Source organism: Paenibacillus sp. QJM3NY_38 (assembly GCF_056173265.1).
On record NZ_JBWBUJ010000002.1, the window covers coordinates 150116 to 168530 of the forward strand.

Consider the following 18415-nt stretch of genomic DNA (forward strand, 5'->3'; position numbering starts at 1 on the left):
ATTCCCCATCATTCCTTCTGATCTGTCGTTACATTGAAGTGGAGCAAATGGATCAACTCATTTCCCATATCTTACGTAAAGATATTTCGCCCTACTTATGATACGGCTCACCGTATCTATTGATAGGGTAAACTAACGCCCTCTATAACTCTGTAGTTACAGTCAGCCGGGTAGTAAACAGACCGGCTGATTTGTATTATTACTGATACTTTCCGCTACCTACTACTTATATGAAATATGTTGTATAGTGTATATTATTGGAAAACGGTGACGGAGGCGGTCAAAATGAATGAAGTTATACGCTCTAATATTGATCTATTAAAAACTATCACTGAAGAGCATTGGAAAGATGTATTAGAAACGGATTGTGACGGAGCTAAAAACAGGCTCTTGTTGGAAGAGGATTATTTAACATTACTCGATACATTTCCACGCCAAATAAGGAGTTGTCTCTTAGAGCCTTACGGTGTCCCCAATACCCGCGAACTACCACCACCATTAGATAATCCACTTAAAAGTGACATACTGGTTCTAAGCCTCCTTAAAGAATACATGTCACAGTTAATTCGTGATGTGACACTTGAGTATCTGAAAGATGCTTTGATTGAACGTGATTACTGGGATACAGTATCTTCTATGGGAATGCAGAATCGGCTTATTCTAGCTTTACTGCTATCATCGTTAAATGCTGAATTATTACACATGTGTCTACTCGTAAGCCGCTGTGAGCGATACGGATATGAAGAGTATATATTATTAATGGATATGGAACGTGTTCTGGACCCACTAAGACAAGCGGAACTACGTCAAGTTGAAATTATCGGTATTGATACACCAAATATAACAGCAACTCTTATTGATGATATTCTTGAACGTTATGAAGCAGCAAATAACACTAATCTATCAAGCACTTGTTTAAAGGTAATAAATTATCAAGACGAAATTGTTGTCTTTATTTTAAGAGAGTCGCAACGAAGTGGGTTACGAACATTCAGAAGATATATTGTTGACATGAATGCGGACCTAATTGTTTTGCGTTTTAGTCCCACTCTAAAAGATTTACGGGTAAGAGCTGTAAACATAGTGAGAGAAGATGTTTATCTAACTATTGCAAATAATATAGTGGTAAGTAATGATCCTCGAATTCCAGCTAATTTTGTTAAGAAGAGCTATGGCAATGCATTAACTGTTTTCCAGACTTTCATTCAAGAACTATTGTCAGAAAATATCCCCGGAGTTGAAATGAATCATATTGAGATGGTGGTTCCTCTTCCTGGAAGGCCGGCATTGATCATCGAGAGAAAGTCATCCGAGGTATCTCTCTTGCAATCCATGAGTGATGATCGCAGAAATATAGATTTATCCTCACTAATCCCTGATTCAAAGATCAAAAAAGTTAAAGTAACCTATACAGTCAATCGAAAGCCACATATTTTCACCTTACAGATGAGTGAAAGTGCCGATCAGATTTATGTGATGATATCAGGTAACGGCGGAGGCATCAGAAAGAGAAGAACATTAATTTCCTTGCTCGATGACTACACAAATATCCGTATACACTTGAATCAAAGGAGAAATGAATTATGCTAATCCCCATACCTGGTACACGTTACACGGGAATTGTCCCACCATCAGTACTGCAATTAGAAATAAAAGATTACATTGATCTAGGGGAGTTCACAGAGTTTCATTGCACCGGTAGGGCCAGTATTAATATTGGAGATAGAATGGACGGCTGCGGTAACAACGCTATCTTCATTAAGAAACTATTTGATGGGTTTTTGATTTGTCCGCACTGTGGAAACGAATATTCACAACAGGATATTGATCTTACCTCAGTTCACTATTACGAAATAGTATCTATCAATTACAAAAAGATTCTTTCCGACGTCCTTGGTTGCATTAATATTACCGGTTGTACTACTGAAGGTTTATGTGAGAGACCTGGGAATTACTTATTAACAATTACTGATCGTCAGTATTTGTTAATATTTGATGCTGACACAACTGATTTTACTACAGTTATTCGTGCCATTGATGAAAAGGAAGGCATTGTTTTTATCCAAATTACTGATAATCCCCTTCCTACATTACCTGATACAACAGTTATTGTTGCAGCGATTGACATTCTTAAAGGATCTTTAGACGATATAAAGTTTAGATTAAGAGATCTTCCTAGTTCACAAAAAGTCATCAGTAATATTAAACAAGTAGCACTCGTTGAGCAAGAAATACTCAATAAAAGTTCATTAGTAACTTGGCAGGCTGTTGAGAATGAATTGACAAATTTCTTTTTAGACAAGCTACGAACTCAACAAGTTGAGCTGTACAAATATCGGCTCATGCTTGAATCCTTTCCAAGATTCAGAAGAATTCCTGTCAATGCTGCAGGTGCAGGCAATGCTGATAAACTTACAATTGACCTGCTCGAGTACCTGAATGAAGTAATAAGGGGGGACTTTACTGCCGATGCTAAGTGCTATACTTCAACAGCAGTAGACCATCATACAATTGAAAAAGTACAGCACCATCTGTCAAAAGATAAATTCGACTCCAGAAGAATATTGATACTTGCTACAACAAATAAAGTAACATGTTGGGAAGACGTTCATAACTTCAGAGTTGTAGCAGGACAGTACCATCTCTTGATTTTTTCTGCACGTATTATAGCCGAAGTAACTGTACAGTTAGATTTCGACAAAGAGTTCTTAAGGGTGCTTGGCGAGTGTGTCAAATAAACTTTATTAGTAACCCAAGGTAAAGATATTTAGATGAAAAGTCTAATGTGTTTATAGTAGAAGGCAAACTGGAGAGTTGAGAAGATGTAAAGATGGAGACACCACCTTATTGCAAAAGAGGCCCGGATCATCTCCTAGGCCCCCTTTTCTATAATCAAACTAGAGTTTCAGCTTGCTGAATCTGCATGGTCAAAGTAGCTATCTCTGCTTCTCTATCCCACATTACACTTGAGCGTCCTGCTATTATCATTTCGGTTTTTAGCAGTACCTCATCCTTGTTATACATATACTTGAATTGCAGCGGTTCGCCTGTTTCATCATCTTTGCAGTACATGTCAACAATGATCATTTGATCTCGCTTGTAAAGGGAAACCTCATCGTAATTTTCTTCGCTGATATTGTTTGCCAACACAAAAGGAGGAATCCCCTTATTGGCAAGAACATGTGCTAACTTCACTTTTAATTCCTGCACACTAAGCAATTGTTACCCTCCTTTCGGTTAATAAACTCATTCTAAAGTCTTTCCGCTAAATATGCCACATGTTTTTCAGCCAGTGGCCTTGCTTGCTTGAAGTCGGCAATAGACCATTGTTTTCTTGGATACCCAACCGCCCTCAGCAATTGTTCGTTAATTATTTTGACGCATAATCCATCTAAGGCCAGTTGTGTATCACGATAATAACCCAACTTTGTAGCAATATCTTCTGCTTTCCTTTTGGGGTTAAGACCCTTTGCAGTTAATATTTCCGCGATTCCATTTTCAATGTATGTTTTTAATTCTTGTCGACGCTCTTTCAATTCAAGGTCGGGTCTTTTCGATTTCGCAATATCTTCGAACGTAGATCCTTCGATAAGTTTAATCATCTCGTCAGTAACCGGAATACCCTTTGATCTTAATGCTTCTAATGCTTCTTCGGTCTTGCTTCTGCTCTGACGAATAGCTTCTTCATAAGCTTCTAATATGGTTTCATCACCAACAAATGTCTTCAGTTCTTCTATATAGGTTTCTGATTGTCTAGCTTCTCCTACATCAGGCTCTGATCCACCTTTACCATCAGAAGAGCTTTCTCTTTCGTTCTCCTCGAATAACTGCTCTAACCGGTCAATGATCTCAGCCTTTTGTTGTTCTTTACTGTAGTACTCCCACAGCTCTTCAAGCCCAAGTGCGTTATGATATACGAGATGTGCAACATTATCTATTGCCGCATCCTTTGCGTCAGGAATTGAACGTAATGCTCTTCCTGCAAATTGTGCGTATGCCGATAAGCTCTTAAATGGCCGAAAAATCGCAGCAATAGAGATGTAGGGATGGTCATATCCTTCACCAAGCATCCCAACGTTCACAATTACATGCTTTCGATCATTGTGAAAGTCCAATCTCTCCCGATCTTGTTCAGAGGGTTCCATGTCACTGTGTATAATTGATGCAGGACAACCTGCGGCTTCGTATAGCTGCTTAATCTCCCTTGCATGTTCAATGGAACAAGCAACGGCAATGATTTTATGAGGTACTCCTGTTGCTTCCCTTTTCTCAGTCATGATTTGAAGGCTTCTTTTTACAACAGCTTCACTGCACTGTGTTGAGTACGCTACCGTTCTTTCCACCCAGTCGCTGTCTTTTAATTTCAATACTTCCTCTAAGGACACATCCTCTTCGAATCCTTGAACCTTGAAAGTCAACTTATCTGGAATATACTCCTTTTTAACAAGTTGCTTCACATAGCCTTTTATCATTGCCCGACTAAGCGGGTATGAATAAATATCCTCAGCATAGATTTCCTTTTTATCCGTTCTGAAAGGTGTGCCCGTTATTTTAACGATTTTTGCCGAATTGAAATACTCTTCCATCTCTACCCATGATGTTGCCGGAGAATGATGTGCTTCGTCGATAATAATCATATCGAAAAAATCCCTCGGCACCTTCTGCAACAATGAACTTGCATTGTGAGATTGAAGACGATGAATATTGGTAATCACAATCTTAGCTTGCTCCAGCGTTCTTGGATCGCCTTCGTATTCAATGACTTCGGGCAAGTTGGTTGGAATATTAATGACTTTTCGATTCCACCAGAAATTATGTTCGTATCTTGGGTCAAGGCTATCTGTAACCGTACTACGAATTGTCCGATTCGGAGTAACAATTAACACCCTATGCTTGGCTATACCGTAAGGCAGAATAGCCATCAAGCCCGTTTTACCAACTCCAGTTGGCAAAGTGACTAATGCAGGTTTATGTTCAACTGGAGATTCAAAATATTCTTTCACTCTCAAATATCCTTGAACTTGTGGCTCTCTTAGATTGGGATTTCCCTCTATGTGAGCAAATGTATTTTCGAAGTACATATAAGCCCCCCGGTAGCTTTGTTATATACATATTTCCACATAATTCCTCATATTCCTGCTATCCACGAGTGTAAAATCCAATTGAAAAGCCGAGGATCGATTAAATGATCCCCGGCTTTGAACTGGAATTAACCTTTCACAATCTCCATTAACCTCTCGTAGCTATTAACCACATCGTACTTCAATTGATCTGAATTCAGCTTAGCAAAATGCCTTCGTGCACATTCAATCTTGGCCTTCTCCACTTCACGCAGTTCCATGGAGTCCAAAGAACCTTTTGTCTCGGCAATAAAGTATATGTGCTTCACGCCGCCTTCTTTAAATACAATCGCCCAGTCCGGATTGTAGTCGCCGACTGGAGTTGGGATGTAGAAGCCCCGCGGCAACTTAGCATAAATGTTTACTTCCTTGCTTGTATCCAGCTCTTTAGCAAAAGCCCGCTCAATCTTGGAATCCGTTACCACATAGTCATAGATGTGCTTCTCAACAGCTATCGCGTTTTGACCAAGCTGTCCTTTCAGCGTGTTCTTCGTAAACACATCTGTATCGAACGTATCATTGATCACATCATACGTGATAGATTCAATGATTGTCGTCGCCTTCTGCTCATTAATCAGTCTGGACGCTCGAAGTATAAACTCCTCAGGATTCTTCTGGAACAACATGAACTTAGCCTGCCTGATGCCTTTCATGATGGCCACAGTCGTTTTTCTAGTGAGCTTCGTCTCATCCATCAGTTTACCGATCAGGTCGTACTTGATCTTCGATGTCGCAGCTCCGTGAACGTATTCTGTCTGCGTCTCTCTCTGTATGAACGCTTCTGCCTGCTTCAATTGTTCACGGGATTCGATCTCATTCATTTCCCCATGCTTGATGGAATAACGAATGGAAGGCACATCCAAGTTCATATCAATCGCCATGATGCTCTTCCGCACCAATTCTTCCGAGTCGAACTGAACCGTGTAAACCGATCTCTTATTAATCCGGCTCCACAATTCCTTGAACTCTTTCTTGTGGAAATTGCTATTCACAGTGATGTTCGGAATCGTATTCTTACGATCATCATTCGTCATATCCGACTTGCCCTCAACGTAGATCGTTTTAACCAGCTCAATAAGCTGCTCTTGATGTGCATTCAGCTCGTCAGGCAGTTTGATGGTTTGTTCTTCTACGGCTGTAAAGTAAACATCCGTCAGATTGTAGTCATCGTCTGTATAGCCATTACGGATGAATGCATTTTGCAACTTGGTTGCGAGTCGCTCATCGATCTTTAATTGTTCGCCGCGGGCGTTCACGAGGACTTTATCCAAGAAGAAGCTATTATCCGCCTTGCGTGGGCGATCCGACAATGTCGCGGCAATCTCACCCTGGAGCTGCTTTGCAAACTGCTCATAGGATTCGCTTGCGACAACGGTCAATGCATTAATCTCATGAACATCAATACCCGGAATAGTGGAATCGATCCGTTCGCCATACTTGTTCACGCAGAGTCGCAATCCACGCCCAACTTCCTGCCGCTTCTTGATTGTGGAATCACTGTGCTTGAGCGTGCAAATCTGGAATACGTTCGGGTTGTCCCAGCCTTCCTTCAACGCCGAGTGAGAGAAAATAAAACGCGTTGGTTCCTCAAAGCTGAGAAGTTGCTCCTTCTGCCGCATAATCAGATCATATGCATCCGCATCATCGGAATCGGTTTCTCTGGCAGACACTTTAGAATCAATGAACCGATTGCTCTTTTTATCAATGGAGAAGTACCCTTTATGCGTAGCCTTTACTCGAATGTTATTCAAATATTGAACATATGGATCGTCTGCGAACAAGGACAGTTGTTCGTTCAGGAGTTCCATGTATTCTTCTTCAAAGATATCTGCATAATCACCGTTCCGTTCGTTGCCATCTTGATCGTATTGTCGATACTTAGCAACTTCGTCGATGAAGAAGAGTGAGAGCACTTTAATTCCTTTATGAAACAGCACCCGCTCTTTCTCGAAGTGTGATTTCAGCGTCTCCCGTATCTGGATTCGCCGGAAATGCAGCTCGCTGACATCACCTTGCACGTCTCCAGCGAACAGCGTGACTCCGTTTATAAAGCTGATACTGTTATTTTGGCCGTTGATCTCGGATACCCTGTAGCCTTTATACTGCTCCAAATTCTCGGATAATTGATAGAGGTCATCGCCTGTGACGATCTTCTTGGATACTTTGGTTAATCCGGTTTTGGTTCGCTTTTCATACTCAAGCCGGGCTACAGGAGCATGCTTATCACTGACATCTATGCCTTCAAGGTACACATAGCTGTTCGTTCCGCTTGACCCTTTGACCGAGATGCCTTTCACGCTAATCTTCTTGACCAGCTTCATGTTGTAGGCATCCAGTGCATCGAGGCGATAGACTTTGTTGTAGTCTTCCCGATGCGTTGCCGAATATCGCATCGTAAACAACGCTTTGAAATCCTTCAATGCCTCTTTCGTCTTCTGCCCTTCAACAGATTGCGGCTCATCGATGATAAGTATTGGATTGGTGCTGGCGATTACATCAATCGGTCGTCTAGATTGAAAGTCATCCAGCTCCATTGTGATTCTTCTTGCATCCTTGCCTCTCGCATTAAAGGCCTGAGCGTTAATAATCATTACGTTAATGCCAGCGTCACTTGCGAACCTATCTATATGAGGCAAGTCCTTGGAATTATATACGAAGTAACGTGCCTTCGATCCATACTCCATCATGAAATGGTCCTCGGTAATCTGAAACGTCTTCAGAACGCCTTCACGGATTGCGATCGAAGGAACAACGATAATGAACTTGCTCCAACCGTATTTTTTGTACAACTCGAACATCGTCCGAATATACGTATAGGTTTTACCCGTACCGGTTTCCATTTCAACCGTCAGATTGTACTTGCCTTCAAGTCGCTCTGATTGTTTCAACCCGTTCTGACGTTGAACTGTTTGAATATTGCTTAGAACTTCCTGATCGACTAACTTGATGGGGTTGTTCTTGAACCCATAATCAGACTCCTTGCTTGTCGTTTGCAGAAAGAGATCGCCGATTTCCACACTCTTTTGCCGCCGACCTTTATCAAGCGTAAAGCGTGAGGATTCATTGGGTTGTCCTTGAAATACGTCAACAATGCTCTTTACCGCATCCAATTGGAACTGCTGATGTTTGAATTTAATCTTCATCGTTGTTCCCCTTCCTTACAGCACTTGAATTTCAGTGCTTGGGGATAGTAGCTTGAACAGTTCCTCAACATTGATGCGAGCAGAATCATCCCTGAACGAACTGTCACGGAATACAACGCGAAGCGGTTGATCCTCTGCAATCTTCTTAATAACCGTCTCGGATACCTCATCATCAAAGCAAGCAATCAAGGAGTTACCTGCAACATAATGGACGGTTTTTCCTTCTATTTTTTTGGACTCCATTGGCAATGAAAGTTCCAGTCCGCACTCCAGCATGACTTGGATGAGCAAGTCCTCGCTAGTACGATCTTCTTTGATGTTCGATGCCACATCATCCAGATTCATCTGACCTAGCTTGTCCGGCGTGTAATAGACGTCTCTCATGTTGCTGGAGTCTACACGGTATACACGGAAGCCGTAATCAATGTCTGCTCCTGTTTCCTCTTTAATAGACTTAGCTGCCCTGCGGATACGCTCTTTGCCAATTTCGCAGATAGTTTTATATCCGTTCTTATAAGCCTCAGTTTTTTCACCAGTGGAATCAGGAATTTGTACCATGATATATTTCCGATTCCCTCCGTCTTCCGCATTAAGTTGCATGACCGCATGGGCAGTAGTTGCTGAACCCGAGAAAAAATCAAGGATTAATGAATCCTTTTCAGAAGCGATTTTCAGCATTCTAATGAGTAGAGAGATTGGTTTGGGATAATCAAAAACATCCTTCCCAAGTAGAGTGCCAACAACTTTGGTTCCATCATCAGTCGTGCCAGTTTCTTTGTAGTTCCACAAATTTATTGGGACAATTCCATCATCAAGTTCAGAGAGAAATCTCTTAAGACGCGGGTATTGATTTTCTCCACTCTTTCCCCAGTAAAGCCGATTGTCTTTTGATAAAAACTCGTACTGCTCAAAGCTATACTTCCAAGCATTCACTGGGTGAGAAACTTCTTGTTTAGTGAATGGGTTGATAATCGTGTAGCTAAGGTTAGGACGTTCTTCTTTTGTCCTTTGGCTTACATAAGAAACGCTTGTCCAAGGTCCACGAGGGTCATCGTCTGGATTACTATAAATAGAATTGTTTTTTTCAGTCCTAGGCTCTCTAAGTTTAGATACAGCCTCACTCTTTCGATACATTAGAATATAATCAATGACGGTAGAGAATAGCTTAGCATCATTATTTCGAGTGAATCTCTTCTCCCATACTATGCAGGCCACAAAGTTATCTTCACCGAAGATGTCATTGCACACTTTTTTCATATTATCAACTTCATTGTCATCAATGCTTATAAAAATGACTCCGTCTTCCCGTAATAGATTCCTTGATATCTTCAGCCGTGAATACATCATTGTCAGCCAATCGCTATGGAACCTGCCATTTGACTCAGTATTTTGAAAAAACTTGTTGCCATCTGCATCAATTTGTCCTGATTCCTCAAGGTATTCACTTGTTGTTTCCGTAAAATTGTCTTTATATACAAAATCTTTTCCTGTGTTGTACGGTGGATCAATGTATATAAACTTAACCTTATTTAAGTATGATTCCTGTAACATCTTTAACACTTCAAGGTTATCGCCTTCGATATAAAGATTTTGAGTGCTATCCCAGTTGACGCTTTCTTCTTTGACTGGACGAAGTGTTTTATCGATAGCAGTATTGGCATGAAGTATAGCTTCCCTTTTCCCCGGCCACGTCAATTGATACCGTTCTTTTTCCCCTTCAACAAGGTAATCGGATAGCTCCTGTCTCAACAAATCAAAATCAATCGCACGTTTGATTTTTCCTTGTTCATCCCTTGCTTCTGTAATTACGTTAGGAAACAATTCCGCGATCTTGTCGATATTGACCTTAGTTAGATCGGTTGATTTCATCGTTAGATGGTTCATGTTTTGGTTAGACCTCCAGTTACTTAGTCAAGTAGTTGATTCAATTGTTTACGTTTACGTTGCAATTCCATGTTCAATTCGACCTTGCGATTGAACTGCTTTTCTCCGCGAATCTTCGACTCCAGCCGCTGGCATTCTAGCGTCAGCTTATCTATGCTGGCCTGCCGCTCCAGAACGGCTGTAAGTTCCATTTCCGGCTTCGAGTTCATCGGCAGCAGTTGACGGATGATGTTCTCGTATACGGCCTTTAAATCAAGCCCCTGAATGATGTCCAGCTTCAATTCTTTTACAGGCTGCCATTCCGATTCGTGATAGGAACGTACAACCGAGCGGTTATCATCGGTCTGATTCCGCTCCTTGTAGGCGATTGCGAGCTTTGCCTGATCTTCGTATATAATGACGTGCAGTATGGGGTAAGGAATTGCCTTGTCTATGCACCGCAACAAATCAAGTGAGTAGGTTCGCTCTTTCAAGTGAATCTCAAACACCTGGACTTCCTCAATGTCATCTTTCGGTTCGAGGCGAATCGTCTCTTTGGATAGTTTGTGCTTCCAGATGATCGACTCGACTTGCTTAGTAAACAGTTCCTTTAGATGTTGATTGGCGTGAAGCTTCTCATAGAACTTATTCTTCGGTATTTTGCGATTCACAAGTGTACTTAATGGTAATTGAAATATCATGCATTCACCTGCCGAATGACCACAAAGGTGATAAGTTCAAAATCTTCAAGTCCCTTGACGGAATCGATTAAAGCCGTTGTGCCTCCTGAACTGAACAAGCTATCTAGATCGCCTTCTTCCTTCACCTGAACAATGGAGCGGATCGCTTCCTCCAGCAGCATGGAGTAGGAATCCATTTTCTTGCCGTCCTTGGTCGCTTGATTGAAACTGCGGCAAGCATCCAGAACAGGTTCTGCTTGTCCTCTACACAAAGCACGCAGGGCATCGAGTGTCTTCTTTACATCCATATGATTAGTTATGACTTCGCCATCATCACTCATGTAGACCAGGTAGAAAGGATGCAGGCGGTTCTGCTTGTCCGGGTTCAATTCTTCATTTACATTCCGAAGGACGAATATGACGCCGGGTTTTACTCCCTTGTCTTCGTCAGCAGAAACAACCGCATGCAACCCGCTTGGCACGGTATCAAGTTCGCCATTCTCTTTGACGTAGTTCACCAAATCCATGCGGAAGTCATTAAGACCCAAATCCGTTATGGATACGCCAGTATTCATATCATCCAGATCGACGACTTCCTTCTGCAAGCGATTAAGCTGCTGCTTCCGGTATTCCAGATCGCTGGACTGATTAAACAGGACGTTGTCGTCGCCGGTTGCCGTCATATCCATGATGATCATGCGATTCTCGACCCGTTCTTTCAACTGAATATATTCATCTAGCGTCATGTTGGGCCAGAAGTTCACCAACTGAATGGATTTATTTTGCGATCCTATCCGGTCAATTCGTCCAAACCGCTGGATAATCCTTACGGGATTCCAATGGATATCATAATTCACGAGGTAGTCGCAATCCTGCAAATTTTGCCCCTCAGATATGCAATCAGAAGCAATAAGCAGATCGATTTCGCCTTTTACATCAGGCATTGTCAGCTTCTTTTCCTTGGATCGCGGTGAGAAACAGGTGAGCAATGTGCTGATGTCGTTCCTCAGACCAGCGGTGTTCTTATTCTCATCGCTGCCGACAATCTTAGCGGTATCAATGTTGTATTTTGCCTTCATGTATTCTGATAAATGAGTATACAAGTATGCCGCGGTATCCGTAAATGCACTAAAGATGATCACTTTATGGTTGCCCGGATTAATTGGTTGCCCAATTTTGTTATCGATGGCCTGTTTCAAGGCGTTCAGCTTCTCATCGTGCTCAGGTGTTACCTTCAGCATTTCCTCATGGAGGGAAGATAGAATATTATGGTCGTTCATTAAATCTTCTTTCCATCTGAGTATGTCCATATCAGAAAGGTTAATTTTTATCGTATCCCCAATAGTAAAGTCATCATCCAACCAGCCATCATCATCGAGACTGGCATCTTCAATCTCGGTGTATCCAACTGCATCTGACTTTCCGCTTTGTTCAAAAGCTTCAATTCTCTCCAATGTCTGGCCCAGTTTAGAGATAATCTTGGAGAGCGTCAACCGGAAAGATTCCACGGAACTCTCCAACCGTTTAAGCAAGTTGATCCTCATTAAGAGCTGCAAGCTGCCTTCTCGATCTAATTGTTTGAAGCTCCCGCTTCCGCCCTTTACGCTTGTATCGTACATCTCTTCATACAATCTCAAGCGGCTCGGTTGGATGTACTTGAAGGGAGCATAGATACCGAGGTTGATTCTGGACAACTCCGTGAATATATCATTGTACCCGATGACATCTGTTCTGTCTGTTAAATCACAGAACTTGGATATAGGAGGAAGACGCTTAGGAAATTCGCCGATTTCCTCCGCATTGTAATATTTCTGAATGTGCTTGCGTGAGCGAGCGATAGTGAGGCTATCCAAGAGCTCAAAAAAATCAAAGTCGAGCATTCCTAGGAGCGTCTCGGTTGTTCGATCAACGGCATCCAACTTTGACCACTGATTAAAAGCAGACTGAGCCCGTTTGAAGATATCATTAATGCCTCTGTCAGTACCCAGCTTGTTGTTGATTTCTTCAGGATTTCCTTCATAAGCCAGAGCCAGCTGGTTGCGAAGATCCATGAACTTGTTGTTCACCGGGGTTGCCGACAGCATCAGTACCTTCGTCTTGACGCCGCTCTTTAGCACTTTCCGCATCAGCTTCTGATATCGTGTCTCTTTATCTTTCTTCGCTTCGTTATTACGGAAGTTGTGCGATTCGTCGATGACGAGTAGATCATAGTTGCCCCAATTCAGCCTATCGAGTGGGATGTCATTAGACTTGCCTCTCTCACGGGAAATGTCCGTGTGGTAAAGCACATCGTACCTCAAGCGGTCGGCGTACAGTATGTTATTAGTCACGTTTTGTTTATACGTGAGCCAGTTATCTGCAAGTTTCTTCGGACACAGCAAGAGGACCGACTTGTTGCGAAGTTCATAGTATTTGATAATTCCGAGTGCAGAGAATGTTTTACCGAGACCGACACTATCTGCAAGAATGCAGCCATTATATTTTTCAAGCTTATTGATGGCACCTAGTACGGCATCCTTTTGGAAGTGGTATAGACGCTTCCAAATTTCTGTCTCCTTGAATCCTGTTGCTTCGTTCGGCAGTATATCTTCAGTGATATCAGACAAGAATTCATTAAAGATATTGTACAGGATGACGTAGTAAATAAATTCAGGTGAGTTTTCTTTATAAACGGATGAGATGTGTTCAGCTACTTGATCTGTGACATCTTCAAGCTTGCTTTTGTCGTTCCATACCTGATCGAACAAGTCAAAATACATTTTAGTAAATGGAGCCTCAGTGAATTTGTTGACCATCTTAGAGAGAGCGTTGCCTTTCTCATAACCAAGATCAACGGTAGTAAAGCCATCCAAGGGCATATACGTGGTTGTACTATCGGATGCTTGCAAGTTTAACATTCCTTGCATGGCACCAGAAGTCCGGTTAGACTTGAAGGTGACCTTCTGACGTATCCAGTCGCTGCATTCTTTTGCAATTGATTTGAGCGTCATTTCATTCCTGAGCCGTATCTCAAACTCTGTTCCGTATAAACTCTTCTCGCGGCTACGCTTAGGTATATAGAACTCACGTTTTTCCTTGTTAAAGCTATCAGCAACAAAGGCAGGTGAAGTAAAGATAAATCGTACTTCATCTACTTGATTCAATTCTTTCATTAAGGCTTCGTATGCATAAATTGAAAAACATGATGCTGCTATGGACAGCTTTGATCCTTTTCTAATGGAGTGTTTGAGATCGTCTCCAAGGAGTTTATCGATATTATTTATTACCTCCATAATCAACCTCTCTTCCTTGCAGCTACTACATCTATATTAATTTTACATTATACTCCTAAATTCCTTTAGGAGTGGGTCTATTAACCTAATTTTCAATGAAAGTGTCATGATTTCAGCAGAAAGCCTACCGCAATCATCTATCCTTGAAATGAGGAGATTATTATGAAATTTACAATATACATTATCTGCGAGAAGATAGATAAATTCTACCTTGAAGCCATAAAGGAGTATGAAAAGAGGCTGAGTCGATACTGCACAGTCAAGCTGGTTCATCTTAAAAGAGAAGATCAGCTTGAGAAGAAACTAAACAATAACAGTTACAGACTACATTTAATAAATAACACCGAGCAATCTATATCATCCGAGGAACTTGCGTCAAAAATCAATGATTTGGGAGTGTCTGGAACATCAGATATCTCTATTATTATCGGATCAGTTACTACCCCATGCGATAGTACTTTGACACTGAGTCCAATGGATATGGACCCAGGGCTTAAAACTACGATTCTATTTGAGCAGCTCTATCGGGCATTTCGCATCATAAACAACCATCCTTACCATAAATAAAAACAGCGTAACTGTTCTTGCTTTACAAAAGAGAGCAGTGGATTACACCAGCCTGCCCCCATGATAATCATTGATATTTAAGTTATAGAGAAATTCAGTAAGCATCACACTTTGCTGGACGATCTGATATCTGAAACAATGCAGTATGAGCTTGACTTCATGTTGGCCTATCATTCAGCTCCACAAGGTGCTTCAAGAAGTAAACTCTACCTGCATTTTCCCATGTAAATTTATACTCATTTAGCAAGGTAATTGGGTCACCGTATGGCTTTGTCGTACGATATTCCAACAAGCGACCTGTTTTGTACATAGCACCATGCCGAAAGTCGAAATCTGCTGTATCCATAGAGTACTGTTCCTTACTAACGTAATGGATGTGATCAGTAGCTATAAATAACAATCCAAAGTTATACTGCTTTGAATACACATAGTCCTCAAGGTTCTGCAAGTCCCTGTAGACATCATAGCGATTGTTAGGCTCACGCATATTGACTTTCTGAAAGAACTTCAGCTCAACCGCACACCGGGTAGTAGTAGAGAGATTTTTCATTTCCAGCACAATATCAATTTTGGCCTTCTTTGAACCACTTTTATTAAGTGTTCCAGCCGACACATATGGGGTTTCCAGCTTGATTGCAAATGTGTCTTCGGGAGAAAACTGCATGAGTTCGCCAATGGTTTTTAGAATGTACGCAAAGTGGAGTTGGAATGATGCCTCATTTTCAATAACAATTCTCCCTTTTCCAACCTGACCTAACAGCACATCATAACTTGTTTCAATGATTCGTTTCAAAGTTTGTTCTTGATTCAGGTGCGTTAATACATGCTCTGGAACAATCTCACCCTGCATCTGTACCCTCCTAACAAGCTATCTGTATTTCCTGTTATAAAATTCATTGGGCGTTGAAGCAGTAAAACGCTAACTTTCCGGCTCTATACCGCCCAACAAGGAATAATCCTTGATAAAAAGGCCTATTACCCACGATTTTAATCAAAAACAGGCTTTATTGACAGTAAGTCAATATTCTATATATCGTCAAAATAAATCAATTGTAACGTAGCATTTGCAAATAAGCTTAATTCTCACTGGATCGGTTCGTGAAATTCGGATTCAAGATAGCAATGAGTCTGGACGTTGAATTTACAACCAGCCTCTTTTATAGGCATACCATCCGATCCAGATGATTCCAGCAAGCATTATAGTTAGGAATGGAATTTCCTTCAGACAGTAAAGAACAAATCTAAGAAGATGATATCCGATCCACAAGCCGATGATGTACAACGGCCATGTATAGATGTGTTCATACCAGAACGATCCTGCTTCCAGCCGCGGCTTCAACCAATAGATACCGATAGGATAGAGAGCAATCATTAAGATAATAACCAGACATCCAATACTTCCGGCAGTATCCTTGGGCCGCTCAGGCTTATGACCAAACAACTTATGCAAACCCGCTTTAAATGCTTCCCCTAAAAACAAATCGATGAGCTTATCCAAATTATATCCTGCCTCCCGGCTAAGTCCTTAAATGCAGACAAAAGCGGAAAGAACAGGTTCGTCCTCTCCGCAGCGATGTTTCTTTCAGCAACCTTAGTATCCTTATCCTTCACGAATACAGTCTACAAGTGCATAGCCCGATTCAATAACCTACATCCGCCAATGAACAAAGTATTGCCGAACCAGATGCGTCTATTCTCTACTTGGATATTGCAGTATCGAGCAGATACTACTGCACGCTTGATTAATTAATGCGTCGAATATCAATAACCACTACTGTTACGCTCCTTGGTTTCTTACAAAGACATCATTCATCTTCCTGTTCGAATAGTAAAAAATTTCGTTGCCCATTCAGATGGATTCACATTTTACAAATTGACTCTGCGGATAGATTTGCTGTCATCATCGTAGAAAATAACATTCCCGTTGTTATCGAAGCCAAGATGCTTCATTTGGCGAATCGGTGTTCCGTCCTTGTAGATCAAGTCAGTTCTGCTGACGAATGTCGTCATGTTGCCTTCCGTGCCCATCTCGTAGACGGTTCCTCCATTGCTCATATACAGTTTTCCGTTGTAAGCCGAAACACTGTCAAATTGAATATCCTGATACTCGGCTGCCTTGTTTACCTTTACGGGGAACAATTGCAGATCATACATTTTGCTTCGACCAAACACATACAAATTGTTGGCTGTTGCATGAGCGGCGGCGACGGGAGCATATCCGTAGTAATCAGATAGATCAAGCGTATTGTAACTTGTACTGCTGGCTACTTGTTCTACCTGAGATTGATTCAGCTTCCCTTCATAGACGTGGGACTCGTGACCGCCTGTAACGCCATATAAAACGTTCTCTGTATCAGGAAAAGCAATAAAGTCCACGAACCGAGCTTCTTCATGGTCAAAATCATAGGTCGCCACGCTGACGTTGCTCGTAATGTCGTAGATGATTGTTCTTGCAGACACCTTGGCGGCAAGGTACAGTTTGTTGCTGGCCGAATTGTAGGCCAATTTCAGCGGAATGAGTTTATTGTAGTCATAGTGCTTCGCATTCCCGTCTGCATCCTTGTAGTCCCAATTGAAGCTCTGGTTGATCGTTTTGTAGGTCTCCACCGTACCATTAGAATTGTTGAATTTGCGTATCTTCATCTTTTGACTGTCGAGAAAATAGATATTGTTGTTCTTGTCCACGACCATGCTGTCGATCTGGTTGATCTTCGCTGTCCGTACAGGCCCGTCTACATCACCTGCACTGGATCCGCCGACCAGTGTCTCTACAGTGAACTTTGCAGATGGTGTGGATGCAGATGGTGTTTCTGTAGGTGCAGATGGCCCCGGCGTAGTTGTATCTGGTGAGGATGGAACGGGTGTTGGGCCTGTCGTTGTCTGACCACCGCCGATTTCCTTGTTGTCATTGCCATACTGGTAGGCACGCCAGAGCATAACCGTGGCTTCTGCACGAGTGATTGTCGCTTGCGGACGAAATGTCTCATCCTGAAAGCCTGATACGAGCCCGTTTTCTACCGCTAATGCAACATAGCTCTTTGCAGTTTCGGAAATACCAGCATAATCCTTGAACATAGCTTCAATGGTGCTTTGGTCAGGAAGACGATTGGCGTCGTAGCCCTTGAGTTTGACAAGAGCAACTGCCACATCTTCACGGGTAGCAGGTGCGGATGGATTGAATATGTATTGCCCATTTGCAGTGCGGTAGCCAGTCATGTAGTCTTTTACGGATTCCACGAACGGCGAAGCCCAGTTCGTTGCTGGGATGTCGGAGAAGGAAGAGTAATTCACTTTCTTTGCCGTGATGCCGGATGCCGTGATCATGATCTTCGCAAACTCAGCCCGAGTGATCGTGTTATTTGGTCGGAATTTGCCATCGGGGTAGCCGCTGATGACTTTACGATTCACCATTTCGGATATGTAGTTGTAAGCCCAATGCTGAGGCGGAAGGTCTGTAAATGACACGGATGGTGTCTTATCCGGTGCATTCTGCCATTCTTCTCCGTACTCAGGCAGTGCTGCTGACGCTGTCCCAATCATGCTGAACATTAAAACTGCTGTAATGATTAGCGATGATATTCTCTTAATTGACATGGTATTTTCCCCTTTCGATGCGTATGATTGTTTTACAGATTCCCTTTGGAATAATTTTTTTCTCTGGCTTTAGCGACACCCCCTGTGGGTGGTATTTGTTGAATTTTGGCAGGAGCTAGTCAGGGTTATTATATACTTATTTAACTTATATGTGTAGTTCGAATGTCACTATAATG

At 42.0% G+C, this 18415-nt stretch carries 12 protein-coding genes; 3 read left to right on the top strand and 9 right to left on the bottom strand.

Going from position 1 to position 18415, the window contains the following annotated elements; translation table 11 throughout:
* Positions 1-285: 285 nt before the first annotated feature.
* Positions 286-1590: a hypothetical protein gene (locus tag AC0VZ8_RS34455; protein WP_475487829.1), complete on the top strand. Its 1305-nt coding sequence runs from the start codon at positions 286-288 to the stop codon at positions 1588-1590.
* On the top strand, positions 1584-2738 hold the full coding sequence (locus tag AC0VZ8_RS34460) for a hypothetical protein (protein WP_475487830.1): 1155 nt from the start codon (positions 1584-1586) through the stop codon (positions 2736-2738). The genes AC0VZ8_RS34455 and AC0VZ8_RS34460 overlap by 7 nt, the downstream gene beginning before the upstream one ends.
* A 154-nt stretch (positions 2739-2892) precedes the next feature.
* On the opposite strand, the gene AC0VZ8_RS34465 is transcribed toward AC0VZ8_RS34460, so the two are convergent.
* The 6 genes from AC0VZ8_RS34465 to AC0VZ8_RS34490 all read right to left on the bottom strand — a co-directional run bounded on the left by AC0VZ8_RS34465 (position 2893) and on the right by AC0VZ8_RS34490 (position 14078).
* Positions 2893-3219, bottom strand: a complete 327-nt coding sequence (locus tag AC0VZ8_RS34465) for a hypothetical protein (RefSeq protein WP_475487831.1) — start codon at positions 3217-3219, stop codon at positions 2893-2895.
* Between the two features lie 32 nt (positions 3220-3251).
* Positions 3252-5081: a DEAD/DEAH box helicase gene (locus AC0VZ8_RS34470; RefSeq protein ID WP_475487832.1), complete on the bottom strand. Its 1830-nt coding sequence runs from the start codon at positions 5079-5081 to the stop codon at positions 3252-3254.
* Between the two features lie 128 nt (positions 5082-5209).
* Entirely contained in the window at positions 5210-8263 is a 3054-nt protein-coding gene (locus AC0VZ8_RS34475; RefSeq protein ID WP_475487833.1) for a type III restriction-modification system endonuclease, read from the bottom strand.
* A gap of 15 nt (positions 8264-8278) precedes the next feature.
* Positions 8279-10147, bottom strand: coding sequence for a site-specific DNA-methyltransferase (locus AC0VZ8_RS34480; protein ID WP_475487834.1), 1869 nt, complete (start codon positions 10145-10147; stop codon positions 8279-8281).
* A 23-nt stretch (positions 10148-10170) separates the two neighbouring features.
* Positions 10171-10827 (bottom strand): DUF4391 domain-containing protein, encoded by a 657-nt coding sequence (locus AC0VZ8_RS34485; RefSeq protein WP_475487835.1) that lies wholly within the window; start codon positions 10825-10827, stop codon positions 10171-10173.
* Positions 10824-14078, bottom strand: coding sequence for a helicase-related protein (locus AC0VZ8_RS34490; protein WP_475487836.1), 3255 nt, complete (start codon positions 14076-14078; stop codon positions 10824-10826). The genes AC0VZ8_RS34485 and AC0VZ8_RS34490 overlap by 4 nt, the downstream gene beginning before the upstream one ends.
* 162 nt (positions 14079-14240) lie before the next feature.
* Between AC0VZ8_RS34490 and AC0VZ8_RS34495 the strand changes: the two genes are divergently transcribed.
* Complete coding sequence (locus AC0VZ8_RS34495; RefSeq protein WP_475487837.1) at positions 14241-14645, top strand: 23S rRNA (pseudouridine(1915)-N(3))-methyltransferase RlmH; 405 nt, start codon at positions 14241-14243, stop codon at positions 14643-14645.
* 157 nt (positions 14646-14802) lie between these two features.
* Here AC0VZ8_RS34495 and AC0VZ8_RS34500 read toward each other — a convergent pair whose 3' ends face one another.
* The 3 genes from AC0VZ8_RS34500 to AC0VZ8_RS34510 form a co-directional block, all read right to left on the bottom strand.
* Positions 14803-15495: a hypothetical protein gene (locus AC0VZ8_RS34500; RefSeq protein WP_475487838.1), complete on the bottom strand. Its 693-nt coding sequence runs from the start codon at positions 15493-15495 to the stop codon at positions 14803-14805.
* A 291-nt stretch (positions 15496-15786) separates the two neighbouring features.
* Positions 15787-16143, bottom strand: coding sequence for a hypothetical protein (locus tag AC0VZ8_RS34505; RefSeq protein ID WP_475487839.1), 357 nt, complete (start codon positions 16141-16143; stop codon positions 15787-15789).
* 368 nt (positions 16144-16511) lie between these two features.
* The gene (locus tag AC0VZ8_RS34510; protein WP_475487840.1) at positions 16512-18239 is read right to left on the bottom strand and encodes an S-layer homology domain-containing protein; all 1728 of its coding nucleotides are present in this window, start codon (positions 18237-18239) and stop codon (positions 16512-16514) included.
* Positions 18240-18415: the final 176 nt, after the last annotated feature.

Bases quoted from the DNA above. Each gene is read 5' to 3' on its own strand.
- AC0VZ8_RS34475 (WP_475487833.1), bottom strand. From the start codon at position 8,263: ATGAAGATTAAATTCAAACATCAGCAGTTCCAATTGGATGCGGTAAAG.
- AC0VZ8_RS34455 (WP_475487829.1), top strand. From the start codon at position 286: ATGAATGAAGTTATACGCTCTAATATTGATCTATTAAAAACTATCACT.
- AC0VZ8_RS34460 (WP_475487830.1), top strand. From the start codon at position 1,584: ATGCTAATCCCCATACCTGGTACACGTTACACGGGAATTGTCCCACCA.
- AC0VZ8_RS34495 (WP_475487837.1), top strand. From the start codon at position 14,241: ATGAAATTTACAATATACATTATCTGCGAGAAGATAGATAAATTCTAC.
- AC0VZ8_RS34480 (WP_475487834.1), bottom strand. From the start codon at position 10,147: ATGAACCATCTAACGATGAAATCAACCGATCTAACTAAGGTCAATATC.
- AC0VZ8_RS34490 (WP_475487836.1), bottom strand. From the start codon at position 14,078: ATGGAGGTAATAAATAATATCGATAAACTCCTTGGAGACGATCTCAAA.
- AC0VZ8_RS34500 (WP_475487838.1), bottom strand. From the start codon at position 15,495: ATGCAGGGTGAGATTGTTCCAGAGCATGTATTAACGCACCTGAATCAA.
- AC0VZ8_RS34510 (WP_475487840.1), bottom strand. From the start codon at position 18,239: ATGTCAATTAAGAGAATATCATCGCTAATCATTACAGCAGTTTTAATG.
- AC0VZ8_RS34485 (WP_475487835.1), bottom strand. From the start codon at position 10,827: ATGATATTTCAATTACCATTAAGTACACTTGTGAATCGCAAAATACCG.
- AC0VZ8_RS34470 (WP_475487832.1), bottom strand. From the start codon at position 5,081: ATGTACTTCGAAAATACATTTGCTCACATAGAGGGAAATCCCAATCTA.